The following is a 21,308-nucleotide window of genomic DNA, read 5'->3' on the forward strand; positions in this document are numbered from 1 at the left end:
AAAGATTTGACTAGGCTTTCTGAATGAATTATAATAAATCCGTATGGGTAGATGTATTTTCTGAAAAAGACTTCAGAAGGTACAGGAAAGGACGGATTGTGGCAAAACTGATCAACATCGGATTCGGCAATGTCGTAAATTCGGATAAAATAATAGCAGTGGTGAGTCCCGAGGCGGCGCCCGTCAAGCGTATGGTGCAGCGTGCAAAGGAAAGCAACCGCATCATCGATGCGACGCAGGGAAGACGCACGAAAGCAGTGCTCATCACCGGAGAAGAATTTATCATCCTTTCGGCTTTGCAGCCGGAAACGATCAGCCGTAGATTCAACGGCGGCTGGGAAACAGAAAAAGAGCGAGGGGAATCTGAAAATGAGTAGAGGAATACTTACTGTAGTATCCGGTTTTTCCGGAGCAGGAAAAGGAACACTGATGAAACGCCTGATGGAGGAGTACGACAACTATGCGCTGTCCATCTCCGTCACCACAAGAGACCCGCGTCCGGGCGAGGAAGACGGCGTATCGTACTTTTTCCGTACAGAAGAAGAGTTTGACCGCATGGTAGAAGAGGATGCCTTCCTCGAGTATGCGCGTTACGTAAAACATTCCTACGGAACGCCGAAGGCATACGTAGAGGAGCAGCTGGATGCCGGAAAAGATGTTCTGCTTGAGATTGAAATCCAGGGAGCACTTCAGGTCAAGGAAAAACGTCCGGACACCCTTCTTGTGTTCATCACACCGCCGACCGCCGAGGAGCTGGAACGACGCCTCCGGGGACGCGGAACGGAAACAGAAGAAGTTATCAAAGGCAGAATGGAGCGTGCAAAAGAGGAAGCACAGGGCATGGACCAGTACGATTATGTCCTGATCAACGACGACCTCGAAACCTGCGTAAAACAGATGCATGAGACCATTCAGAGCCAGCATTTCATGAGCAGCAACCAGAAAGACTTTATCGAACAGATGAAAAAAAGTCTGGAAAAATAGAAAGGAGCATTTATTATGATTCATCCATCTTATCAGGAACTGATTGCAACTATTAACGAGGGCCAGGATCTGGACGAGGCACCGGTTGTCAGCAGCCGTTACTCTCTGGTACTTGCAACAAGCAAACGTGCAAGACAGATCATCGGCGGAGCTGAACCGCTTGTAAAAGTGAAAAAAGGCATGAAACCGCTCTCCATCGCCGTAGAGGAGATGTACAAAGGAGAGGTTACAATCCTTCCGGAATCTGAAGTTGAAGCGGAAGAGGAAACAAAAGAGGAGCCAGTAATTGAATAATATGAAAATTCTGTTTATTTCCCTTGGATGCGATAAAAACCTGGTAGATTCCGAGCATATGCTGGGTCTTCTGGTAGAGCATGGCTTCGAGATCACCGATTCCGAGGAAGATGCAGAGGTTATCGTGATAAACACATGCTGCTTTATCCACGACGCCAAAGAAGAAAGCATTCAAAATATTCTTGAAATGGCGAAGTACCGTACAGCGGGAAGCTGTAAGGTTCTTCTGGTAACGGGCTGTATGGCAGAGCGCTACCGCGATGAAATCATTGAGGAGATTCCGGAGGTTGACGCCGTACTTGGAACGAACAGCTATGACAAAATCCTGGATGCCATTCAGGATGTCCTCGGCGGCGACCGCTTCCAGGAGTATGCCGATCTGAAAGGACTGCCGAAAATTGACGCACAGCGCGTTGTAACGACAGGCGGCCATTACGAATATCTGAAAATTGCAGAGGGCTGTGACAAGCACTGTACCTACTGCATCATTCCGAAGCTGCGCGGACCGTACCGCTCCGTTCCGATGGAGGAACTGATAGCAGAAGCGAAGACGATGGCAGAACAGGGTGTCAAAGAGCTCGTTCTCGTTGCGCAGGAGACAACCATTTATGGTATCGATCTGTACGGAAAGCCGTCTCTCCACCTTCTGTTAAAAGAGCTCTGCAAAATTCAGGAGCTCTACTGGATCCGGATTCTGTACTGCTATCCGGAGGACATCTATCCGGAACTCGTTCAGACGATGAAGGAAGAGCCGAAAGTCTGTCACTACCTGGATCTGCCGATTCAGCATGCCAACGATGAGATCCTGCGCCGCATGGGTCGCAGAACATCCAAACAGGAGCTGATCGACAAAATTGATTTCCTGAGAAGCGAGATGCCGGATATCACACTGCGCACCACGCTGATCACAGGATTCCCGGGAGAGACAAAAGAGCAGCACAAAGAACTCCTCGAGTTTATCAACGACATGGAGTTCGACCGTCTCGGCGTATTCACCTACTCTCCGGAGGAGGGAACACCGGCTGCTGCGATGGAGCATCAGATCGACGAGGAGGTAAAACTGGACCGTCAGGCAGAACTGATGGAGCTGCAGCAGGATATCTCTGCAGAACTCGGCGAGCGCAGGATCGGCCAGGAGCTTCTTGTTATGATCGAGGGCAAAGTGGCGGATGAGGATGCCTATGTGGGCAGAAGCCAGGCGGACGCACCGGGTGTAGACGGCTATGTATTTGTCAATACACCGGAAACACTCGTATCCGGCGACTTCGTAAGAGTGAAAATTACCGGCGCTCTGGAATATGATCTGATAGGAGAGATAAGCCAATGAATTTACCAAACAAATTAACGATTCTGCGGGTAATTATGATTCCGTTTTTCGTGTTCTTCCTGCTGTCTGGCGTGGGCGGAAGCGCGTCCAAATGGATTGCACTGGTAATCTTTGCCGCTGCCAGCATCACGGATACGCTGGACGGCTACATTGCAAGACGTGACAATCTGATTACCGATTTCGGAAAGTTTATGGATCCGCTGGCAGATAAGCTGCTGGTATGCTCTGCACTGATCTGCTTTGTAGAGCTGGACAAGCTTCCGGCGTGGATGGTTATTATTATCATCGCAAGAGAATTTATCATCAGCGGTTTCCGCCTGGTTGCTTCGGACAATGGAATTGTCATCGCAGCAAGCTGGTGGGGAAAATCGAAAACAATCAGCCAGATGATTATGATCATTCTTCTGATCGCCGACATTCCGGCACTTTCCGTGCTGAATACCGTGCTGATCTGGGTTGCACTGATTCTGACCGTTGTTTCTCTGATTGATTACCTGGTAAAAAATAAAAACGTGCTTTCCATGCAGAACTAGACAGGAAAAAGCACAGAATAAAAACGCTGACCGGTTTGGGATTCCAGACCGGCAGCGTTTTTTGGTTTGTAGTTTTTCAGCGTTTTTTCCCGGAAGCAGCGGAGCGGAAGAGGCGTACCATCTGGTCAATTTTTGCCGCTTCCTGTTTGGATTTTCCGGCTTTGATGGCAGAGATGATCAGGTCCGCCTCGGAGGCGGAAAACTGTGCGCCGCCCTGATTTCCCTGCATCAGGGAGAGAAGAAACGGCATCATTTCCGCCTGGGATTTTCCACGGCTCTGAGAGGCCATCTGCTGCAGTGCCTGAAGCCGGGCAAAGTCAATTCCGGAAAGAGAGGGGTCCTGCGACCAGTCGTTTTGCTTATCATCCGAACTCATAGCAGATCCTCCTCATTTCCGGGATTTATATTCTGAAGCATCTGGACCATCTGCATGGTCTGAAACATCTGGGAGAGAAGATCCCGCTGCGGACCGGCGGCAAAACGGGAAATATCCTGCAGCATCTCAAGCGGAGAGACGTGCGGGGCATCAACAGACATCATGGAAAGGTCGGCCGGACGGGAAAAAAGCTGAATGGTCCGCTGGAGCTCGAGCCATTTGCTCAAAATCGCAAGGGAGGGCTGCAGGCCGAAGGAGGCGTAGGGAATGGCAGCCTTCAGCATCTGAAGCTGATCCTGTGCGATCATCTGGTCCAGCGGTGTCATCTGTTCCACATTTTGTTCCTGTTCCTGATTCAAATTAAGATCCTTCCTGGCAGCATTCCTGCATTTGTCTTTTTATTTCTCTTTATCTTATGTTCCAGGCCGGAAAAAATGACAGAAGGCGGGAAAAAACATATGATAAGAGGAAGAAAGAAAAAGGAGACCGCCGGAAAATGGATGGAAAAGAAACAGCAAAAAGAAAACAGGTACTCGAAGGGAATGCCTTTTATGAAATAGATCTGGAATGTATGAGAAAAAAAGAAAAAAGAGAAGAGATGGAAAAGCGGGAAAGAGAAGCACGGAAACCGAAACGGTTTCGCTGAAAGAGAATTCTGGTGAAAAAAGCCCCGGGGCGGTTGATCCGCACCCGGGGCTTTTTCTGCCCGAACATCTGGGAGGACTGAAAAAAGGTCAGCAGCCGCATCCACAGTTATTGCTGTTGCCGCATCCACAGCCGTTGTTGTTCCATCCGCCGCAGCAGAACAGAAGAATCAGAACGAGCCAGCAGTCGGAATTGCAGCCATTGTTGTTGTTTCCGCATCCACATCCGCCGCAGCAGGAGAGGAGAAGCAGAATCCAGATAATACTGCAGCCATTGTTTCCGAACAGGTTGTTGTTGGAAACACCGCATCCATTATCGCAGCCACAGCCGTTGTCACATCCGCATCCACAGTTTGTAGCAGCTAAATCACTCATGTTTGTTCCTCCAAAGGAATCATTTTGCTTACAATTCATGATATGAAAAACTGCCGGGCGGGGTTACTCTTAAAGAGAAAAATTCAAAGACCCTACAGACTGCGTCCCTGAAAATCAAAAAGCTCTTTCACCGGAATGTCAAGTGCCTCAGCGATATCGAACAGAAGATTCAACGAAATAGAGGTTTTTGTATTTGGCGCTTCGATGTTGCTCATATGGGTACGACTGATATGTACCGCCTCGGCAAGTTCGGCCTGCGTCATTCCTTTTGCTCTTCGGTAGTAGGCAATCGTAAGTCCAAGAAGGCGAAGATCGTTCAAGCGTTCGTAATTCATAGTCAGGAATCCCCCTTTTAGTTTTATAAATATAATGATAATACGTAATGATACAACGGAAAACAATCAAAAACAAGGCAGTTGCACATTAAAAGTTTGCATCAACAAACGGATATACCATAGAAGCAAACCTGTGAGCGGGAAAATCAGTTTGTCATAAGGCTTAGAAAGCTCTGATATAACTGCAATCTTCCGTATCCCCACTCGCGGCTTGGATAAGTAATGGTATCAGTTCGGCCAGCGCCGCGGATCAGATAGTTTTTCAGCTCCTGCGCCGTAAAATAGCGGGATGGGGTGCGTTGAATGCCCCATTGCAGGAAGAGAGCGGCAGCACCGGATGTAATAGCAGCGGACGCGCTTGCGCCGCTCCGGTTTTCGTAGGAGCCTGCTGGTCCCGGTCCGGTGACGGAAATCCCGGGGGAAGCAAAATCGGGTTTGATTTCACCAAGCCGGGTAAAGCCGCGTCCGGATTCCGGTGAAAAACTGTTATTGGATGCCTGATAGGTGGAGGGAGACAGAACGGGAACGGTGGCGGAGGGTGTCGTCAGTGTCGTGTACGGGTCGGGTTCCAGAAAGATCACATCGGAAGTGGAAAATCCGGTAATCGGAAGCCAGACGTGGAAATCGGGCGGGGAAGGAAAGGCGCGGTAAACCTGAAGTGTCCAGATGCCGGGCGTCGGATCCAGCATGCGGATCAGGATGAGCTGGCTGCCGGTCGTCGTCTGAACGACTTCGTAGTTGACGTAGATGACGGTGCGTTCCAGAACAAAGGTGATCCTCTGTTCCTGAGTCAAAGAGACGGGAATCCGCGGAATCGTTTCTCCGCCGGGAGAGCGGAATCCGACGGAAAAAAGCTGCGGAACCTGTCCCCAGAACTCCAGGACAAAACCGCGGCTGCCTTCGGAAACGAGAAACTCCACATTTTTCGGGGAGTCATTTTCGGATACGGAGCCATAATAATGGTGAGCGGCGTTTCCCTCGTTGCCGGTGGCGCAGACCGGAATAATGCCCGGCGTATTTCCGTAGCGCGCCAGCGTCAGAGCGATGGGAAGGGTTCCGGAATGACTTCCCTGATTTGTTCCAAGTGCCAGACAGATGACCAGTGGTTTTCCCTCCCTGGCTGCGACTTCGTTTAGAAAACGCATCGCAGAGAGAAGATCATCTTCTTCAAAGACAGGAGCATTGGTGGAGACAAGATAAAAGTCTTTCAGATTCTGTTTCGCCGGTTTTAACTTAACAACAGCGAAATCGGCTTCCGGTGCAGCACCGAGAAAGCCGGCGGACGCATTCGGAGTACCGCCAGCGACTCCGGCGACGTATGTTCCGTGTCCGTCCGGATCCGTGACCGGAACGACAGAAAGAGGATCCCTGCTTCGAAGCGCATCGTCAAGGTCTGACTTTTCGTAGAGACTGCCATAGGGAAACTGCGGCGGCGGTGTGCCTGTGCGGTCGGTCTGATCCCAGATGGAAAGAATCCGGCTCTGACCGTTGCTGCGCAGAAAGGCGGGGTGGCGGTAATCGATGCCGGTGTCCAGAAAACCCAGGATTACATTTTTGCCGGTATACCCGCCGCCGTAGAGATTCTGCGTCTGTACAATGCCGGAGACTTCTAAAGAGAGGGTGGAAAGCGGCGTGAAAAGTTTCGGGAGTCCGGTAAAAAGAATTTCACCAAAGAGATTTTCCGGGAGCAGGCTGCGCTCGAGAAAGAGAACGGAATACTGCGAATTCAGTGTAAGAAGGGCACTGGATTCCGGAAAGAGCATCTGGTACCGCTCGGACTGTGCCACGTAATTCTGAATCAGAATGTTGATGTAATCGTTGGAATAGATGATGTCCGTAAGATCCATAAAGAGATCCTTTGTTTTTGAAGGTATTGTATGCAAACCATACAGAAAAGTATGCATGCTCAAAAAAGAAATCCCCCTACCGGGTGCAAGATCTGCACGGTAAGGGGAAAGAAAACGAAATCAGCTTTCCAGAAGAGCGCTGATATCCTGCTTTGGTACTTCCATCGGATAATGACTGTCGAAGCATGCACGACAGATCGGCAGGTCACCGACCATGTTCTGGAGCTTTTCGATCGGCATGTAGCCCAGGGAGTCCGCTCCGATCTGCTGGCGGATTTCCTCGGTGGAATGGGAGCTTGCGATCAACTGCTTGTTGGAAGGCACATCGGTTCCAAAATAGCATGGATACAGGAACGGCGGGGAACTGATACGGACATGAACCTCGGTCGCACCGGCTTTTCGCAGCATCGTAATCAGATTCGAAATCGTTGTTCCGCGGACAATGGAATCGTCAACGAGGACAATTCGTTTTCCTTTTACGACGGATTCCAGAACACTCAGCTTGATTTTTACGCTGGATTCCCGTTCCTTTTGTGTCGGTTTGATAAAGGTACGGCCGACATAGCTGTTTTTGTGGAAGGCAAGACCGAACGGAATGCCGGATTCTTCGGAATAGCCTTTTGCGGAGGCAAGTCCGGAGTCCGGAACGCCGCAGACAAGATCTGCGTCAACCGGATAGGTCTTTGCAAGCGTTGCGCCGCCGCGGATTCTGGCTTCATAGACACTGATGTTGTCTATTTTGCTGTCGAGGCGGGCAAAATAAATATATTCAAAAATACAATGCGCTTTTTTTACGTCAACCGGCATAAATTCGGATTTCAGATTTCCGGTTTTGTCAAACGTTACAATTTCTCCCGGAGCGACATCGCGGACGAATTCAGCGCCGATCGAAGTGAGGGCGCAGCTTTCCGAGGCGAGAACCCAGGCGTTGTCCCGCTTTCCGATGCAGAGCGGTTTTAAGCCGTATGGGTCGCGCACGCCGATGAGTTTTCTCGGGCTCATGATGACAAGGGCATAGGCGCCGCGGATTTCTTTTACCGTGCGCAGAATCGCTTCTTCTACCGTTTTGGAATGAACGCGTTCCCGCGCAATGCCGTAGGCGATGATTTCAGAGTCAATCGAAGTGTGAAAAATTGCGCCGGTGTTTTCCATCTGCTCGCGCAGTTCCATAGCGTTGACCAGATTTCCGTTGTGCGCAAGGGCGAGGGAGCCTTTCAGATAATTCAGAACGAGCGGCTGTGCATTCTCTACGGTAGTGGAACCGGTGGTAGAGTACCGGACATGGCCGATGCCGATATTGCCGGACAGCTCTTCTAATTTGGATTCTTTGAAAACTTCGTTGACAAGGCCAAGGCCTTTGTAGGATTTCACATGGCCCTTTGGACCGCTGGTGTCAGAGACGGCAATTCCGCAGGACTCTTGTCCTCTGTGCTGCAGGGCGGAAAGGCCATAGTAGATCGAAGGACTGACGTCGGCACCATCCAGATCGTAAATGCCGAAAACACCACATTCCTCCCGGAGACCGGTATCATAACAATTGTTTGACGATGGCTGCATAGGTATTCTCCTTTTTTCAGTTGTAGACCTGCATGTTTTAAAAACATTGATTATCATACTCATTTTTGCGGATGATGTCAAGAAAATCGTGATATGTATAAAATATGGTGCAGAAATTTAGGATTTCGTGGAAAATGTCGAAAATAATAAAAAATAGTAGAATTTTTCTCTCTGCCGCAAGATGATTTTAGGTCGGTTGAGGGATTAGAAAACGCCGGAAACCCGCATAAACTCTATGTTTTTGCGGGTTCTCGGCGTTTCTTTTATCGCCTGTATTAGTGGTGCTTTTTCGGTAAATGGTGCCCAAATGGTGCCCAAATCCCACGCGGGGCTATAAAACGATATAAGAAGCGGTAAAGAGATACAGCGGTTAAAGCTCTAAATCGCTGCTCTTTTTCTTTGCCGCGCTCTTTGCTTTCTTCGGCTCGGCTTTCTCTGCCTTTGCCGGGTCAGACTGTTTGACCGCCCCATGATAAGCGTCTAAGACTTCTTTCTTGCGTTCAAGCCGCACGTCCACATAACGGGCGGTAACAGCTTCAAAGTTCATAGACAGTCCAAGCGATACGCCGATACCCGCAAGCGTATGTCCTAACACTTCGCCTACGGTGTAGAAGTCGCCTGTCAGTTGGTGCATATTCGTAGCCGCCGTATGGCGTAAATCGTGAAAGCGGATATGCGGCATATCCAAATCTTCAAGCAGTTTTCCAAACTGGGAAGATACCCACGACGCGGAGATAGGGGAACCGTCCGGCTTCGCTACAACAAGGTCATTGTCATAGTATGGTTTTCCGTCTTTTTCTGCCTGTTCGCGCTGCGCTTCCTGCATAGCAAACTGTTTGAGGAAGAACGGGCGGGCAAGCTCTGTGATAGGCAGCTTTCGCCCGTTGGATTTCGGCGGTGCCATTTCCTCAATGACTTTTGTTTTCGACGGCACCTTAAAGGGTAGCTGCTCGGAAACGTCAAAGGTGTTGTTTTCCAAATCCACATTACGCCAGCGCAAGCCCAGGATTTCAGAACGGCGCATACCGTAAAGCCCGCCTAAGATAACGGGCATTTCCCAAACGGTACCCTCGACGCGCTGCATAAGGGCTTTTACCTGTTCCGGCGTATAAGGGTCGGGGGTCTTGTCGCTCTTTCCAAACTTCGTAAGCGTGTCCTTTGCTGCGTTTGTTTCGATATAGCGGTATTTCCGGGCATGGCTCAACGCCACGCTCAAAACACGCTTTGCCCCGGCTGCGGTGGACGGTTTCAAGCCTTTGTCAATAATCTGCTGAAACATTTTGTCTACCATAGCGGGGGTAAGCTGATTAAGGGCAACGCCGCCGATATAGGGATTGATATAGTTTGCAATCGTCTTTTTGTACCCGTCGTAAGTAGAGGGGCGCAAGTTCACTCTTGCATAGCTTTCCACCCATTCATTCAGATAGCTTGCAACGGTCTGTTTCCGCTGTGAAGCGATAGACGCAATCTGCCCCGGATTATGGAGCTTTGCTTTCATCTCTGCTTCATGCTGCGTTGCTTCCTTTTTTGTCGGAAAGCCCTTTTTGGAATAGGTTTTCTTTTCCCCATTCGGGGCGGTGTACTTGATATTCACGTCGTAAACTGTTCCCGGTCGCCCGGTCAGTACGCCGTTGCTGTCGCGTTTATTCTTAACCTGCCTTGTTGATATAGCCATAGCTTAACCTCCCTGTCGTGCCGGGGGCTTCGCTGTCGTCTTTGCCCTGTGATACCAGTCCCAGATTGCAGCGTCAGCTATCAAACGGCGGTTTCCATTCTGTATATATTCAAGCTCGCCGCTATCCATAAGCTCGCGCAGCTTATTTTCCCCGATACCGCTAAGCTTGCTCATTTGCTCAACGGTCTTTAACATAGGGAATACAGGGATAGCGGGGCTTGTTGTTTCCTTTTTTGCCATAGGAAAATACCCCCTTTCATAAATGGCTAAAAAGTCAAGTTACAAAAAGTGGGCTTTAACCGGGCGGCTGTTAGCACAACCTCGCGGGAATTGCACCCCTGCTCATTTAAGGCAGCTTTACCCATTGCCTGCGACGCTCTGAACGCTCGGACTGTGGCTGTAAAGGCTTATCTCCCCTCAATGCGTGTCGTCGCCCGCAAGCTGCTAACTTGCTTTCCATCGTGGTGTTTCTCGCTCGGCTTTTCCCGATAGGGGAATAGCGTCATGGCGCACCCTCTGTATGGCTCGGCGCAAAAAGGACGTACCCGGTTTGCCCTATACTGCGTCGCCGTTATCTTGCGTCGCTTTCTTTGTCAAGGAACATACGGGGCTGCTGCGGATTGATACGAAACGAAAAAGGGGTTAAGACGTTTCGGTATCGGTGCAGCTATTCAGCCCTAAATGTGAGGATTGCCCTCATTAGCCTTGCTTGCAGCCGTTGGCGAATATCCTCGTCAACGCCAAAATAGACGTTTCCGCGCTCGTCGCAGAGCTTTCTCATAGAAAGGCTCGCTATGTAACCGCTAAAGTGCTGCAAGACAATTTTCATAGCGTCCGGGTCGCCCTTTGTCGCTGCCACAATGACAGGATAGGGAACAAGGGCAACGTCCGGGAAGTCAGATTGTTTACCATTCGTCCCATTCATCAGCGTGTTCCTCCAAATATTTCTTCAAGATTTCAAAAGAGCTTGTCCGTCTGTACTGTATCGTGCTGCGCGACGTATTGAATAACTTTCCAATCTCCACGTCGGTCATGCCCTCGAAATAGTACAGCATGATAGCTTTCCTTTTTTCTTCCGGCAAAGTGCGGATTGCTTCAAGCAACAGCTTCGGCGTGATTTTCTTTCCCGCCTGCTGATAGCTCGGCTCGGCTTCTTCGTCTTGAAAATACTTGTCAAGCGTGTAAAGCTGCCGCTCCTCATGCAAGGCAAGGTCGGAAAACGACACTTCCTTTGCTCTGCGACGCCGGATTTCCTCATGGGCGTTGCAGGCTTCGTTGTGCAGCACCCGTTTACAGAAACTTTGAAAGATACATTGCTTCTGAAATTCCACGCGATTAGGTTCCATGTTCTCACCTCCTTTCGTGCCGAAAGGTAGGTAGTACCTCCCCTTTTCGCGGGATAATACAGGCGATTTTTTCAAACGCCGAATGAAAGCGAAACTTTTTTGAAAAAACCTCCCGAAAATGCAAAATGCGCCTGTCTGCAAGACGCAGACAAGCGCAAGGGAATTGAAAGCGGTATTCAGATGATTTGACAGTTCATATCTAAGGGTAGAAGTGTCCCCGGCGATGGTCGGGCTTTTTTTGATAAGTCAAAGAAAGTAGAATATTGTCGATATGGTTTATCGCTCATGGCGGCTACCTCCTAAAGCCGCCGTTTTATATGGCTATGGGTCGTCGCGCAAAAAGAAACGGCGGCTCTGAAAATCAAAGCCGCCGTAATTTAGAAATGGCGCGTGAAAATACCTCTGCTTTGCGACGGCTTTTTTTCTTTTGCCGTCGTCCGGCAGATTATTTCTTTATGAGTAAGGGCGAAAAATCAATCGTAATCATAAAATTATGGTCATGTATTTCAATTATTGGATTTGTACAATTCATCATAAGTAATAGCTTTTTCACAATGTAAAGTCCTTGTCCAGACGTACCATTACTTCTTGAAACATCTGCTACATAAAAGCGTTCCAACAGTTTTGAATATTCTTCTGTAGGAATAGATGCAACAGGATTTTTAATACAGAGTTGTACAGAATCTGCGATATTAATTAGTTGAATTACAACATTATTTGTAGTGGATGTTACCGCATTGAATATAAGATTTTGTATAATGCGAATACACGCCTTTCTGTCAGCATTAAGATAGATGTCCATATTAGGTATTTCTATTTGGGGTTCAATTCCATTAACGCTGAAAATCGAATAATTGTCTAGCAGGATTTCAGTAAGCAATGAGCATAGCTCAACCTTTTCATAGTAAAATGGATATTGTCCTGCTTCTAAAAGAGAGATTTGATAAAAGTCATCTATGAGACGTTCTAATCTCAATGCTTTTCCGGATAATGCTGAAATATATTCCGCTCTTTTTTCATCAGGCGCACTTGATAGAAGTTGCAAATATCCGCGAATGGAAGTTAGTGGTGTCCGTAAATCATGAGAAAGGCAAGAAATATTCTCTTTTAATTCATTCTCCTTTTTTTGAATTTCGCCCAGATAAATATTATCTTTTGATACAATCTGATTTATGATTTCAACCAAATGCTCTAACCGCCTATCAGATAAAGACACTGTAACTAACTTTTTCGTTTTTCTATTCAGAATAGCATTTAGTTGGACGATTACTTTATATATCTGTATTTTCCAGTTAATTAAAGAAATTGAAAGGATAATGACCAATGCTATCAGAACAAGAAACATAATCGCCCAACCCATATTCTACCTCCCTTTTACTTGATTTCTTTTCTAATCATAATAAGACCGCCAACAATCAAAAGAGAAATGCACCCTATGAAATAGAATGGTAAATGCTCAATAATACCCATTGTGCGACAAGAGCTGAAATTCATCCAATAGTACATAGGATTTCCATATACAAAAAATTTTAAGGGTATTGAAACCGTCTCCATATCACTCCATAGCATTAAGTAAACAGACGCTCCACTGAATACATATAAGCAGCAAATCCCTGTTACAATCCCTGTATTTTGAATAACGACACATAAAAAAATAGAAATGCTTTCTAATGCTAATAAAACCGTTCCGCAAGCAAGAGCCCATCCCAAAAGGTTTATTACTTCACTCGCAGTTGGAATGTAACCGGATTGTATGATTTCAATAACGAAAAATGTAGCTACAAAAATCAGATACGTTATCAGAGACACCACCAATATTGTAATCGCTTTGGTGTAGTAGAGAATAGTTCGTTTAGTGCCGTATGCAACAGATAATTTGATTGTACCCGTATTATATTCTTTTGTAAAAAATATGGTTGCAAATAAAATGCCAATAATCCAGAAAAAGGCTGTATATGCAAGAGATGAGCGGGCAACAGTTTGAAACGTTGGTATTTCACTAGATAGATAACACTTAGCTTGAAATCCGATTACACTTTCTGTTCCATCTCCGGCTCCAAAAAAAGTCATGTCACCAAGTGCAAAAGAGACCATTATAACCGCCGCACATACGCCTAATATAGTTATCAATATCTTTGAGTGACGCAATTTATAAAATTCAGCTTTAAAATGGTTAATCATTTTGGCACCCTCCTATCAAATTAGTGTAATAAGTTTCAAGACTATCTCCAGATTGTGCTAACTGATAAATCGTAATGTTATTTGCACTTAGCAACGCTGATACTTTTCCGGCATTTTCAACATAATCATATAGATGAATACTTTTGTCTGGCATAACAGAAAAATTTGAAGTATTCAGTTTGCTTTCCAATAAAACACTAGCAGCAGCTACATCATTCACTTGCAACAACAAATGCTTTTTGCAGCGTTTGTCTAACTCTGTAGCGGTAATTTCCTGTAAAAGTTTCCCCTCATGTAAGATACCATATCTATTTGCTAATTGATGAAGTTCCGTGAGAATGTGACTTGAAATCAAAATAGTGATTCCACGTTCTTTATTTAGTCTTTTGAGTAAGTTTCTTAATTCGATAATTCCAGTAGGGTCTAGTCCGTTAATTGGTTCATCTAGTACGAGAAATTCAGGATTCCCAAGCAAAGCGATTGCGAGAGCTAGTCTCTGCCGCATACCCAAAGAGAAATCTTTTGCTTTTTTCTTTCCGGTATCTTTCAAACCAACTAATGCTAAAGCATTATCAATGCAACCTTTTCCTGGAATACCGCGTTGCAAACGTTGTACCTCCAAATTTTCATAGGCTGTCATATCAAGATAAAGAGAAGGGCTCTCAATAATACAGCCAATGCGCTCACGCTGCTTTGCAAGTTTCTTATTGCTTTCACCGAATAAAGCAATTTTGCCAGTAGTAGGTTCTGCCAGTCCGGTTAGTAAACGAATCATTGTTGTTTTACCGGCACCGTTTTCTCCGATAAACCCATAAATATCTCCTTGCATTACAGACATAGATACTTGATTTAGGGCTAGTGTATTGCGATACTTTTTTGTGATGTTGATAGCTTCAAAAACTGTTACGTTCATTTTTTCACAGCTCCTTTCTTGTTATTTAGTATCGCAGACAATTCCTTGAATAATCTAAAGGTAAAGCTAAAGATTATCTAAAGCTCACTTTGCAAATCGGTAACCCAAGCCCCATATGGTCTTAATTCGGCAGCCTTCGCCCTTTAATTTTTTTCGTAAGTTACTTATATGTGTGTTAATGACATCATTATCCCTTGCAAATGGTTCTTGCCAAATACTTTCATAAAGATTTTGCTTAGAAAAAACTTTATCAGGATATTTCGCCAGTAGTTCTACAAGTTGATACTCTTTTGCTGTAAGCACAATAATTTCGTCTGCAACAGTAACTATTTTTGAAGATGTATTAATGGAAAGTTCTCCAAAGGTCAAACAAAGATGGGGAGTATCTTTTTGACTTCTTAGCAAATTGCGTTCAATTCGCGCTAGTAATTCGTCCAAATCAAACGGCTTTGTTAAATAGTCATCAGCACCCAAGCGTAGCAGTTCGACTTTGTTGAATGTTAAACTTTTTGCAGAAACAACAATTACAGGTACATCTGAAAATTTTCTGATATTTCTAATTAATTCATCTCCACTGATAAAAGGAAGCATTAAATCTAAAATAATTAAATCTGGGGATAATTCTTTTATGCGTTCAATCGCATTTGCACCAGTAAGTGTGAAGAAGACTTGATAATTGTACTTTTCCAGATGGTCTTTTATCATAACGCAAATTTCTTTATCATCTTCGATAATTAAAACATTATTCATGTTGAAACTCCTTTCTGCGTCTATCAGTTGGCTTTTCCACGTCTTTTGGTATCAGCCACATACTACCAAATTTTGAAACGCCCGGTATGCGCTCCCCCTCACAAAGTTTCTGCACCCGTCTTTCTGAAATGCCCCATTTGCCCGCTGCTTCTGCACAAGACATATATTCCATAAGCCACCCGTCCTTTCTTCAAAGTTTATCAGTATAATTATATACGGTATGGCGAATAATAGCAAGTACGGAAATAGGCATTATTTAGGTTCGTTATAGGAAGTATATAGACATATCCAAGAAGAAAGGGGAACAGTAAAATGTAACTGGGTGAATGAATATGGCAAAAAGACCAGTAGAAAAGTACGACTTCAAGGCTTTTGGGCAAGCAATAAAGAACGCGCGGAAAGAGCGCAAAGAGAGCCGCAAGAAAGTAAGCGACGAAATGTATATTTCCCCGCGTTACCTTGCAAACATTGAGAACAACGGGCAGCACCCAAGTTTACAGATTTTCTTTGAGCTTATGCTGCGCTATCATATATCCGTAGACCAGTTTCTTTTAGATACGCAGCCGGAGAAAGACACAAAGCGGCGGCAGCTTGACGCGCTTCTTGATGATATGAGCGATACAGGAATACGGATTGTTACCGCGACGGCGAAAGAAATTGCAGAAGTCGAAAACGAAAACTAAATAGGCTTTAGGAAGCGTTGTAATCTTTTTGAGATTGCAGCGTTTTTCTTTTGTGTAAGTTTGGCAAAACGGGGCTTTCCGTTGTAGTAAGGATTAAGAAAAAACTTTCGTAGCAAGCATAGGAAGCGGGTACCCACTTCCGTATTTTCGCCCTCCTGCGCTGCGGCACGTCGGTTGAAAATGGCTTGTTGGGAAGTGTCCCAAACCCTCGGAATGGAAAGGAGCGAAAGCATGGACGGACGCAAAAGAACGGTACAAATCAAATTCAGAGTAACAGAAGCAGAACGGGATTTAATTCTTGAAAAAATGAAGCTCGTCCCCACCCGGAACATGGCGGCATATCTTAGGAAGATTGCCATTGACGGATACATTATCCAAGTAGACCACACCGACATAAAAGCCATGACAGCGGAGATACAGAAAATCGGTGTCAACGTCAACCAGATTGCAAAGCGCGTAAACAGTACGGGCAGCGTCTACCAAGAGGACATAGAGGAAATAAAGGGGGTGCTTGCGGAGATATGGCGGTTACAAAGATTAAGCCTATTAAAAGCACGTTGAGCAAAGCCCTTGACTATATCCAAAATCCCGATAAGACGGACGGGAAAATGCTTGTGTCCTCTTTTGGCTGCTCCTATGAAACGGCAGACATTGAATTTGAATATACCTTGTCGCAAGCTCTCCAAAAGGGCAACAATTTAGCCTTTCATCTGATACAGTCCTTTGAGCCGGGGGAAGTGGATTATGAAACCGCCCACAAAATCGGAAAGCAGCTTGCCGACGCGGTAACAAAAGGGCAGCATGAGTATGTATTGACGACGCACATTGACAAAGGACACGTCCATAATCACATTATTTTCTGCGCGGTCAATTTTGTAGACCACCACAAGTATAATTCCAATAAGCGTAGTTATTACGGCATACGGAACATGAGCGACAGGCTGTGCCGGGAAAACGGCTTATCCGTCATTGTCCCGAAAAAGGGAAACAAGGGAAAGAGCTATGCAGAGTATCAAGAGGAAAAAACGGGAACCAGTCGGAAAGGCAAGCTGAAAATCGCCGTTGACGCACTCATTCCCCAAGTGTCCAGTTTTGAGGAATTGTTACAACGGCTGCAAGCTGCGGGCTATGAGATAAAGCCGGGAAAATATGTGTCCTGCCGCGCTCCCGGACAGGAACGCTTTACCCGTCTTAAAACCCTCGGCGCAGACTATACAGAGGAAGCCATAAGGGAACGCATAGAGGGCAAACGCGCCCGCGCTGCGAAAGCTCCCCGCGCAGATCGCGGCGGCGTTAGCCTGCTGATTGACATTGAAAACAGTATCAAGGCGGCGCAGAGCAAAGGCTATGAACACTGGGCGAAAATCCACAATCTGAAACAGGCAGCTAAGACCATGAATTTCTTGACGGAGAATAAGATTGAACAGTACGCGGATTTAGTCAGCCGGATTGAGGAAGTGGCGGCAGAAAGCGAACAGGCGGCAGACGTATTAAAGGGCGTTGAAAAGCGGCTTGCAGATATGGCGGTGCTGATGAAGCACGTCGCCACTTATCAAAAGACAAAGCCTGTCTATGACGCATACCGCAAGGCAAAGAACAAAGAGCGATACCGCGCCGGACATGAGCGCGATATTATCCTCCATGAAGCTGCGGCAAAGGCACTCAAAACGGCGGGCATTACAAAGCTCCCCAATCCCGCCACGCTGCAAAAGGAATATGAAGCACTCCAAGCGCAGAAAGAAGCCCTTTACGCCGATTATGGCAAGCTGAAAAAGAAAGTCCGGGAATATGACGTTATCAAGCAGAACATAGACAGCATTTTGCAGACAGGAAAGCAGCCGGAACGGGGCAAGGAAACAGAGCGCGGATAAACAGGCGCAAAAAAAGACAGGACGCGGAAAGCCAGTAATGACCTCCCGCGCCCTGTCTTTTTGTGGGTGCTGATTTTGGTATGTTACGCAGTAGAAAGCTGTTTTTAAGGGAAAAGGTATTCTGTATCGCCTAAGTGATTTTCACGCGCTGCAAGCCCTGTAAATCAAGGCTATTTTCGCCCTTATCGCGTAACAAGGGCGCGTCGTTTTCTCATGCGCTCCGCTGCCTGTCTGTTCGTGATACGCTTGCGGCAGTCCGGGCAGTATTTGACGCTGTTTGACTTTGATACAAAGAACGTGCCGCATACAGTACAACGCTTTTTATCCTCGGTCTTAAAAAGCTCGGCATACAGGAGCTTATCAAGGGGAAGTACGGCAATCCGAAACCATTTGCAAAGCAGCGAATAAGAGATAAGCTGCGGGCATACGCACTCGTCCCCGTCGTCAAGCAAAATACAGTGTCCGTTATCGCAGTTGCAGCACTCCCGGCGCACAAGGGAATTGACTTTCCGGCTCTGGGGCGGCGAAAGCCGCTTAATGCTGCTCATACTTCCTCTGCGGCGTAAATGGTAAGCTCCGCAAATTCTTCCTCGGTCAGCGCGTCCACTTTGGAAAGGGCGCGCTTCGCCAGTTCCCGCATATCCGCGTCCATGTAAGGCAGCGCGGCGTTGATGTTCTCCGTAAGCTGCGCCTTGCTTCCCTCATGGTAAATGCTCAAAAGGTTTGTTTCCTCAACGGTAAATCTGTTCATGCTCATACCTCCAAATCGTGATTTTTTGTTTTCGCTGCGGCTTTCTTCTGTGCCTTTTCCTTATCCGCTTTAAGCTGCGCCCGGATAGAGGGCTTCTTTTCCGGCTTGCCCTTGCCGCGCTCCTTATCGGCTTTGACCGCGTTAGCCAGGTCAACAAGGGAAATCGTTTCTCCCGCCTTAACCTTTGCTTCCAGTTCGTCAACGGTCGGCGTATTGTTGATAATCCCGTCAATCATGTTTTCGTTTTGCTCGGTGGTCTGCTCGGCAGCTTTCAAGGGATTTTCCCGCTGCTCGGCTGCTATGGCAAACGCCCGCGTACCATTTCCCATGACTAAATATTTTCCGTCGTCGGATTGATGGTGAAAGCCATATCCGGCGGCTTCCATTTGTTCGCGGCTCATATCGGTTACATAGAAAGTACCGCGCGGCGTTTTGATTGTTTCGCCTGTTTCCAACTCGTCGGGCGTAAGCTGCTTCTGCTCCTGTAAAAACTCCGGCACATTCTTATAGCCGAAGCTGTCTACATAGTGGGCGGCGTCCTGCCCGTTCTGATGAAGCACCACCACGTCGGAAACGGAAAGGCTGTGTCCCTTAAAGTCTTTGGGGTGGTCGATATTGAAACGGGTATAAATATCTTCAAGGGAAGTCCCCGGCGTAAGCTCTGCGGAATAGACAAGCTCATAGTTCGCCTTATCAACCACATTTCCCGTCGCCTGCAGGCGGTCGTATGGCTCAAAGCGCAAGTCCCGCGTTTCGTCGCCATGCTTTAGCTGATAAATGGAAAAGGTGCCTTTGTCCTGTTCGGCGGTCTTAGCGGTTTCCTGTGCCTTTGCGTAAAGCTCCTTGACCTGTCCCTCGGTCAGTTCGCCGCTTTTGAGTTGCCCCATAAGCTCGCGGCATTTCTGGGGCGTTCCTGTGAAAAGTACCGCGCCCATTTTTGCCCGCCCGTTTTCCTGCGTTACATAGGCTTGCAGCAGATAGGCGTTCTCTTTCCTGTCGCTGTAAGGATTGCGGCGCACCCGGTAAACTGTTTCCGGGATAAAGGCTGCTTTTTCCTGTGCGGAGGCTTCCTGTTTCGGCTGCTCCGGCGCGGCGTTTTCCTCTTTGTCCGGCTGCTCCTGTCCGGCAGTCTGCTCCTTATCCTGCGCCTTTGAAAGCTCCGCTAATGTTTCGTCAATGGAATTGATAATCTCGGCGGCTGCGCTGCGGATTGTTTCAAGGGAGCTTTTCAGTTCGGAAAGCTCGCGGCCGCTGCTCCACCCGGCGACGTACCCAAAGGAATAGTCCGACGTATCAAGCCCGTAGTGTTGGCAGACGGTATAAGCGACGCTTTCCGCTTCGACTTCGCGGGTACGCCTGTCAATATGGGGCTGCTGTTCGTTCTCCGGCGCGTTCAAATCTATATCGTGCAGCTTTGCGTGTGCGATTTCATGTATCGCCGTTTTCAAGGTTTGAATCTCGCTCATGCCCTCGTCAATGGCAATGCGCTTGTCCTCCAAATGGTAGTAACCATGAGAGCTACCCGGTATCTGCTCAAAGCCAATAGGAACGGGGGAAGTCTTTTCAAGGGCAGCGAAAAAATCCCTGTAACGCTCCACGTCGCCCGTCAGTTCATTTACGGCAATGTCGGGAAGCTCGCGCCCCTCGGTCTGCGACACGTCAAAGACAGACACTACCTTATAAGCGGGTATCGTGATTTCCTTTTCCTCCGTAACCGGCTTCCCGTCTTTCCCAATGATAGGCTGCTGCGTGTGGGGGTCGATTTTCTTCATTTCCTGTTTGACTTTGTAAGGCGACGGGGCAATGATTTTAATTCCTTTTTGCCCTTTTATCACGTTTCGCCCAAAATTATTTTTCCATGCGGAAAAGCCCGCAACAAGGGAAGCGTCCGGCTTCTGCATGGCGATAAGCAGCGTATTGTTAAAGCTGTAATTATGAAATTTTGACATGACGCGCAGATATTCCCGGTAACGCTCGCTGTCAAAGAGTTCCGTTATTCCCTGTTCCAGACGGTCGGTAATCTCTTTCAATTTCTCTGCGGGTTTTTCGCTCGTCAGCACAATAGGGATAACCGGGCGCGGCTCCTGCGGCTGCTCTATGGTCTGCACTGTTTTCTGTCCCGGTGCGGCTGCGTCCATTTCTACCTTTGACGGGTCGGGGCGGTGCGGCTGCGGGAAGCTCATAACGCGGTATTCCCTCGGTATGTCGCTTTCTCTGCCATTGTACCACTCCGTAAAGGTGTTCTTGTTGTTGTAGATATAGCCCTGTTCGGTAAAGCGTCCTCCGTCATTGATAGCAGCGTCCCGCCCGTAATCCTCATACATGAAATACTTTTTTGCTTCTTCGGGCAGTTCTAATTCGTCCAGTTCGTCGATAAGGTAATAGCCGTAATCTTCTTCGTTCTGTACGGTGGGATAAAGCCAGTAGCAGTCAAGATTTTGTGCAAGGTTGATAAGGTCTTTGACACTTCCGGCACGTTCCCCAAGAGCTACCGCCGCCGTAAACTTGTCCCTGTCCTCGTCGCGCTGCATGGCAAGCAGATTGCCTAAGTAGTTCAGTTCGTCAAGCCCTGCGCTCTGGATAACGGGAAGCGGCACGTCAAAGGGCTGCTGCTCGGTGTTTGCAAAGCCGTTGATAAAGAAGTCCTGCGGGTTATCCGCAGTAATGCCGACGCGCTGCATAGCTTCGTGAAGCTGCTCCTTTGTGGTCGGCATGGAAAGCCACACGCCGCCCGGTTCGCTTGTTTCAAAGCGGGTGCGGCTGTCGATAAGAATGGAAAATTGTTCGCTCATGTATTCGCTCCTTTCTGAAATGGCAGCGTAGACGCTGCGCGTTGGTGGTTACGCTCCTAAATACAACGCGCCGC

General features: G+C 47.5%; 26 protein-coding genes and 1 pseudogene. 9 read left to right on the forward strand and 18 right to left on the reverse strand.

All coding sequences use genetic code 11. The features are described from left to right. The first annotated feature begins 98 nt into the window (after positions 1 to 98). Genes DW743_RS11065 through pgsA form a run of 5 tightly spaced genes read left to right on the forward strand, consistent with a single transcriptional unit; the run spans position 99 to position 3,138 of the window. Positions 99 to 377: a DUF370 domain-containing protein gene (locus DW743_RS11065; protein WP_055218332.1), complete on the forward strand. Its 279-nt coding sequence runs from the start codon at positions 99 to 101 to the stop codon at positions 375 to 377. Then, positions 370 to 984 (forward strand): guanylate kinase, encoded by a 615-nt coding sequence (gene gmk / locus DW743_RS11070; RefSeq protein WP_022461423.1) that lies wholly within the window; start codon positions 370 to 372, stop codon positions 982 to 984. The genes DW743_RS11065 and gmk overlap by 8 nt, the downstream gene beginning before the upstream one ends. A 15-nt stretch (positions 985 to 999) precedes the next feature. After that, on the forward strand, positions 1,000 to 1,278 hold the full coding sequence (gene rpoZ, locus DW743_RS11075) for a DNA-directed RNA polymerase subunit omega (protein ID WP_022461424.1): 279 nt from the start codon (positions 1,000 to 1,002) through the stop codon (positions 1,276 to 1,278). Position 1,279: 1 nt separating this feature from the next. Next, positions 1,280 to 2,605, forward strand: a complete 1,326-nt coding sequence (gene rimO / locus DW743_RS11080) for a 30S ribosomal protein S12 methylthiotransferase RimO (protein ID WP_055217739.1) — start codon at positions 1,280 to 1,282, stop codon at positions 2,603 to 2,605. Further along, the gene (pgsA, locus tag DW743_RS11085; protein ID WP_055228244.1) at positions 2,602 to 3,138 is read left to right on the forward strand and encodes a CDP-diacylglycerol--glycerol-3-phosphate 3-phosphatidyltransferase; all 537 of its coding nucleotides are present in this window, start codon (positions 2,602 to 2,604) and stop codon (positions 3,136 to 3,138) included. The genes rimO and pgsA overlap by 4 nt, the downstream gene beginning before the upstream one ends. Positions 3,139 to 3,214: 76 nt before the next feature. On the opposite strand, the gene DW743_RS11090 is transcribed toward pgsA, so the two are convergent. Further along, a complete protein-coding gene (locus DW743_RS11090) occupies positions 3,215 to 3,514 on the reverse strand; it encodes a hypothetical protein (RefSeq protein ID WP_022461427.1) in 300 nt (99 codons plus the stop codon). Next, positions 3,511 to 3,873, reverse strand: coding sequence for a hypothetical protein (locus tag DW743_RS11095; RefSeq protein WP_055217741.1), 363 nt, complete (start codon positions 3,871 to 3,873; stop codon positions 3,511 to 3,513). The genes DW743_RS11090 and DW743_RS11095 overlap by 4 nt, the downstream gene beginning before the upstream one ends. 137 nt (positions 3,874 to 4,010) lie before the next feature. Here DW743_RS11095 and DW743_RS18155 point away from each other — a divergent pair, with 137 nt between their 5' ends. Next, positions 4,011 to 4,160 carry a hypothetical protein gene (locus DW743_RS18155; protein ID WP_172680771.1) on the forward strand — a complete coding sequence of 50 codons (150 nt, stop codon included), beginning with the start codon at positions 4,011 to 4,013 and terminating at the stop codon, positions 4,158 to 4,160. Between the two features lie 88 nt (positions 4,161 to 4,248). Here the strand turns inward: DW743_RS18155 and DW743_RS11105 are convergent, their stop codons facing one another. The 13 genes from DW743_RS11105 to DW743_RS18470 form a co-directional block, all read right to left on the reverse strand. Beyond that, positions 4,249 to 4,533, reverse strand: coding sequence for a hypothetical protein (locus DW743_RS11105; RefSeq protein WP_055228247.1), 285 nt, complete (start codon positions 4,531 to 4,533; stop codon positions 4,249 to 4,251). Positions 4,534 to 4,625: 92 nt separating this feature from the next. Beyond that, the gene (locus tag DW743_RS11110) at positions 4,626 to 4,868 is read right to left on the reverse strand and encodes a helix-turn-helix transcriptional regulator (RefSeq protein WP_022462361.1); all 243 of its coding nucleotides are present in this window, start codon (positions 4,866 to 4,868) and stop codon (positions 4,626 to 4,628) included. A gap of 146 nt (positions 4,869 to 5,014) precedes the next feature. Further along, the gene (locus DW743_RS11115) at positions 5,015 to 6,715 is read right to left on the reverse strand and encodes a S8 family peptidase (protein ID WP_158565941.1); all 1,701 of its coding nucleotides are present in this window, start codon (positions 6,713 to 6,715) and stop codon (positions 5,015 to 5,017) included. 120 nt (positions 6,716 to 6,835) lie between these two features. Continuing rightward, positions 6,836 to 8,272 carry an amidophosphoribosyltransferase gene (gene purF / locus DW743_RS11120; RefSeq protein WP_117761558.1) on the reverse strand — a complete coding sequence of 479 codons (1,437 nt, stop codon included), beginning with the start codon at positions 8,270 to 8,272 and terminating at the stop codon, positions 6,836 to 6,838. 370 nt (positions 8,273 to 8,642) lie between these two features. Continuing rightward, the gene (locus DW743_RS11125) at positions 8,643 to 9,947 is read right to left on the reverse strand and encodes a tyrosine-type recombinase/integrase (protein WP_117524129.1); all 1,305 of its coding nucleotides are present in this window, start codon (positions 9,945 to 9,947) and stop codon (positions 8,643 to 8,645) included. A 3-nt stretch (positions 9,948 to 9,950) separates the two neighbouring features. Continuing rightward, complete coding sequence (locus DW743_RS11130) at positions 9,951 to 10,187, reverse strand: helix-turn-helix domain-containing protein (RefSeq protein WP_117524131.1); 237 nt, start codon at positions 10,185 to 10,187, stop codon at positions 9,951 to 9,953. A gap of 427 nt (positions 10,188 to 10,614) precedes the next feature. Then, a complete protein-coding gene (locus DW743_RS11135) occupies positions 10,615 to 10,872 on the reverse strand; it encodes a helix-turn-helix domain-containing protein (RefSeq protein WP_087361314.1) in 258 nt (85 codons plus the stop codon). After that, on the reverse strand, positions 10,853 to 11,293 hold the full coding sequence (locus tag DW743_RS11140; RefSeq protein WP_033120017.1) for an RNA polymerase sigma factor: 441 nt from the start codon (positions 11,291 to 11,293) through the stop codon (positions 10,853 to 10,855). Before DW743_RS11140 ends, DW743_RS11135 begins: the two co-directional genes overlap by 20 nt. A 445-nt stretch (positions 11,294 to 11,738) precedes the next feature. Continuing rightward, positions 11,739 to 12,653: a sensor histidine kinase gene (locus tag DW743_RS11145; RefSeq protein WP_014081148.1), complete on the reverse strand. Its 915-nt coding sequence runs from the start codon at positions 12,651 to 12,653 to the stop codon at positions 11,739 to 11,741. Between the two features lie 14 nt (positions 12,654 to 12,667). Beyond that, the gene (locus DW743_RS11150) at positions 12,668 to 13,474 is read right to left on the reverse strand and encodes an ABC transporter permease (protein ID WP_055057437.1); all 807 of its coding nucleotides are present in this window, start codon (positions 13,472 to 13,474) and stop codon (positions 12,668 to 12,670) included. Beyond that, entirely contained in the window at positions 13,467 to 14,387 is a 921-nt protein-coding gene (locus tag DW743_RS11155) for an ATP-binding cassette domain-containing protein (protein WP_015533989.1), read from the reverse strand. Before DW743_RS11155 ends, DW743_RS11150 begins: the two co-directional genes overlap by 8 nt. A gap of 84 nt (positions 14,388 to 14,471) precedes the next feature. Next, positions 14,472 to 15,137 (reverse strand): response regulator transcription factor, encoded by a 666-nt coding sequence (locus DW743_RS11160; RefSeq protein WP_117524133.1) that lies wholly within the window; start codon positions 15,135 to 15,137, stop codon positions 14,472 to 14,474. Then, on the reverse strand, positions 15,130 to 15,309 hold the full coding sequence (locus DW743_RS18470; protein ID WP_015533991.1) for a helix-turn-helix domain-containing protein: 180 nt from the start codon (positions 15,307 to 15,309) through the stop codon (positions 15,130 to 15,132). The genes DW743_RS11160 and DW743_RS18470 overlap by 8 nt, the downstream gene beginning before the upstream one ends. 160 nt (positions 15,310 to 15,469) lie before the next feature. On the opposite strand from DW743_RS18470, the gene DW743_RS11170 reads away from it, so the two are divergent. From DW743_RS11170 to DW743_RS11180, 3 genes are all read left to right on the forward strand, one after another. Then, entirely contained in the window at positions 15,470 to 15,820 is a 351-nt protein-coding gene (locus DW743_RS11170; protein WP_117524190.1) for a helix-turn-helix transcriptional regulator, read from the forward strand. Between the two features lie 231 nt (positions 15,821 to 16,051). Then, positions 16,052 to 16,381, forward strand: coding sequence for a plasmid mobilization protein (locus DW743_RS11175; protein ID WP_117524135.1), 330 nt, complete (start codon positions 16,052 to 16,054; stop codon positions 16,379 to 16,381). Next, the gene (locus DW743_RS11180; protein WP_117524137.1) at positions 16,342 to 17,691 is read left to right on the forward strand and encodes a relaxase/mobilization nuclease domain-containing protein; all 1,350 of its coding nucleotides are present in this window, start codon (positions 16,342 to 16,344) and stop codon (positions 17,689 to 17,691) included. The genes DW743_RS11175 and DW743_RS11180 overlap by 40 nt, the downstream gene beginning before the upstream one ends. A gap of 182 nt (positions 17,692 to 17,873) precedes the next feature. Here DW743_RS11180 and DW743_RS11185 read toward each other — a convergent pair whose 3' ends face one another. The 3 genes and pseudogenes from DW743_RS11185 to DW743_RS11195 form a co-directional block, all read right to left on the reverse strand. Then, the gene (locus DW743_RS11185) at positions 17,874 to 18,239 is read right to left on the reverse strand and encodes a cysteine-rich VLP domain-containing protein (protein WP_117524139.1); all 366 of its coding nucleotides are present in this window, start codon (positions 18,237 to 18,239) and stop codon (positions 17,874 to 17,876) included. Continuing rightward, positions 18,236 to 18,448 (reverse strand): transposon-transfer assisting family protein, encoded by a 213-nt coding sequence (locus tag DW743_RS11190; RefSeq protein WP_442857729.1) that lies wholly within the window; start codon positions 18,446 to 18,448, stop codon positions 18,236 to 18,238. The genes DW743_RS11185 and DW743_RS11190 overlap by 4 nt, the downstream gene beginning before the upstream one ends. Then, positions 18,445 to 21,240 (reverse strand): annotated as a pseudogene (locus DW743_RS11195) (YodL domain-containing protein); the annotation flags it as partial. The gene DW743_RS11190 and the pseudogene DW743_RS11195, both read right to left, overlap by 4 nt. Positions 21,241 to 21,308 lie beyond the last annotated feature (68 nt).

Origin of the sequence: Blautia sp. AM28-27 (assembly GCF_003480905.1) — a bacterium.
Taxonomy (GTDB): Bacteria; Bacillota; Clostridia; order Lachnospirales; family Lachnospiraceae; genus Fusicatenibacter; species Fusicatenibacter saccharivorans.

What these genes read in the sequence shown, in the direction of transcription:
- gmk (WP_022461423.1), top strand. Translation starts at nt 370, where the DNA reads ATGAGTAGAGGAATACTTACTGTAGTATCCGGTTTTTCCGGAGCAGGA.
- rpoZ (WP_022461424.1), top strand. Translation starts at nt 1,000, where the DNA reads ATGATTCATCCATCTTATCAGGAACTGATTGCAACTATTAACGAGGGC.
- rimO (WP_055217739.1), top strand. Translation starts at nt 1,280, where the DNA reads ATGAAAATTCTGTTTATTTCCCTTGGATGCGATAAAAACCTGGTAGAT.
- pgsA (WP_055228244.1), top strand. Translation starts at nt 2,602, where the DNA reads ATGAATTTACCAAACAAATTAACGATTCTGCGGGTAATTATGATTCCG.
- DW743_RS11090 (WP_022461427.1), bottom strand. Translation starts at nt 3,514, where the DNA reads ATGAGTTCGGATGATAAGCAAAACGACTGGTCGCAGGACCCCTCTCTT.
- DW743_RS18155 (WP_172680771.1), top strand. Translation starts at nt 4,011, where the DNA reads ATGGATGGAAAAGAAACAGCAAAAAGAAAACAGGTACTCGAAGGGAAT.
- DW743_RS11105 (WP_055228247.1), bottom strand. Translation starts at nt 4,533, where the DNA reads ATGAGTGATTTAGCTGCTACAAACTGTGGATGCGGATGTGACAACGGC.
- DW743_RS11110 (WP_022462361.1), bottom strand. Translation starts at nt 4,868, where the DNA reads ATGAATTACGAACGCTTGAACGATCTTCGCCTTCTTGGACTTACGATT.
- DW743_RS11115 (WP_158565941.1), bottom strand. Translation starts at nt 6,715, where the DNA reads ATGGATCTTACGGACATCATCTATTCCAACGATTACATCAACATTCTG.
- purF (WP_117761558.1), bottom strand. Translation starts at nt 8,272, where the DNA reads ATGCAGCCATCGTCAAACAATTGTTATGATACCGGTCTCCGGGAGGAA.
- DW743_RS11125 (WP_117524129.1), bottom strand. Translation starts at nt 9,947, where the DNA reads ATGGCTATATCAACAAGGCAGGTTAAGAATAAACGCGACAGCAACGGC.
- DW743_RS11130 (WP_117524131.1), bottom strand. Translation starts at nt 10,187, where the DNA reads ATGGCAAAAAAGGAAACAACAAGCCCCGCTATCCCTGTATTCCCTATG.
- DW743_RS11135 (WP_087361314.1), bottom strand. Translation starts at nt 10,872, where the DNA reads ATGAATGGGACGAATGGTAAACAATCTGACTTCCCGGACGTTGCCCTT.
- DW743_RS11140 (WP_033120017.1), bottom strand. Translation starts at nt 11,293, where the DNA reads ATGGAACCTAATCGCGTGGAATTTCAGAAGCAATGTATCTTTCAAAGT.
- DW743_RS11145 (WP_014081148.1), bottom strand. Translation starts at nt 12,653, where the DNA reads ATGGGTTGGGCGATTATGTTTCTTGTTCTGATAGCATTGGTCATTATC.
- DW743_RS11150 (WP_055057437.1), bottom strand. Translation starts at nt 13,474, where the DNA reads ATGATTAACCATTTTAAAGCTGAATTTTATAAATTGCGTCACTCAAAG.
- DW743_RS11155 (WP_015533989.1), bottom strand. Translation starts at nt 14,387, where the DNA reads ATGAACGTAACAGTTTTTGAAGCTATCAACATCACAAAAAAGTATCGC.
- DW743_RS11160 (WP_117524133.1), bottom strand. Translation starts at nt 15,137, where the DNA reads ATGAATAATGTTTTAATTATCGAAGATGATAAAGAAATTTGCGTTATG.
- DW743_RS18470 (WP_015533991.1), bottom strand. Translation starts at nt 15,309, where the DNA reads ATGGAATATATGTCTTGTGCAGAAGCAGCGGGCAAATGGGGCATTTCA.
- DW743_RS11170 (WP_117524190.1), top strand. Translation starts at nt 15,470, where the DNA reads ATGGCAAAAAGACCAGTAGAAAAGTACGACTTCAAGGCTTTTGGGCAA.
- DW743_RS11175 (WP_117524135.1), top strand. Translation starts at nt 16,052, where the DNA reads ATGGACGGACGCAAAAGAACGGTACAAATCAAATTCAGAGTAACAGAA.
- DW743_RS11180 (WP_117524137.1), top strand. Translation starts at nt 16,342, where the DNA reads ATGGCGGTTACAAAGATTAAGCCTATTAAAAGCACGTTGAGCAAAGCC.
- DW743_RS11185 (WP_117524139.1), bottom strand. Translation starts at nt 18,239, where the DNA reads ATGAGCAGCATTAAGCGGCTTTCGCCGCCCCAGAGCCGGAAAGTCAAT.
- DW743_RS11190 (WP_442857729.1), bottom strand. Translation starts at nt 18,448, where the DNA reads ATGAGCATGAACAGATTTACCGTTGAGGAAACAAACCTTTTGAGCATT.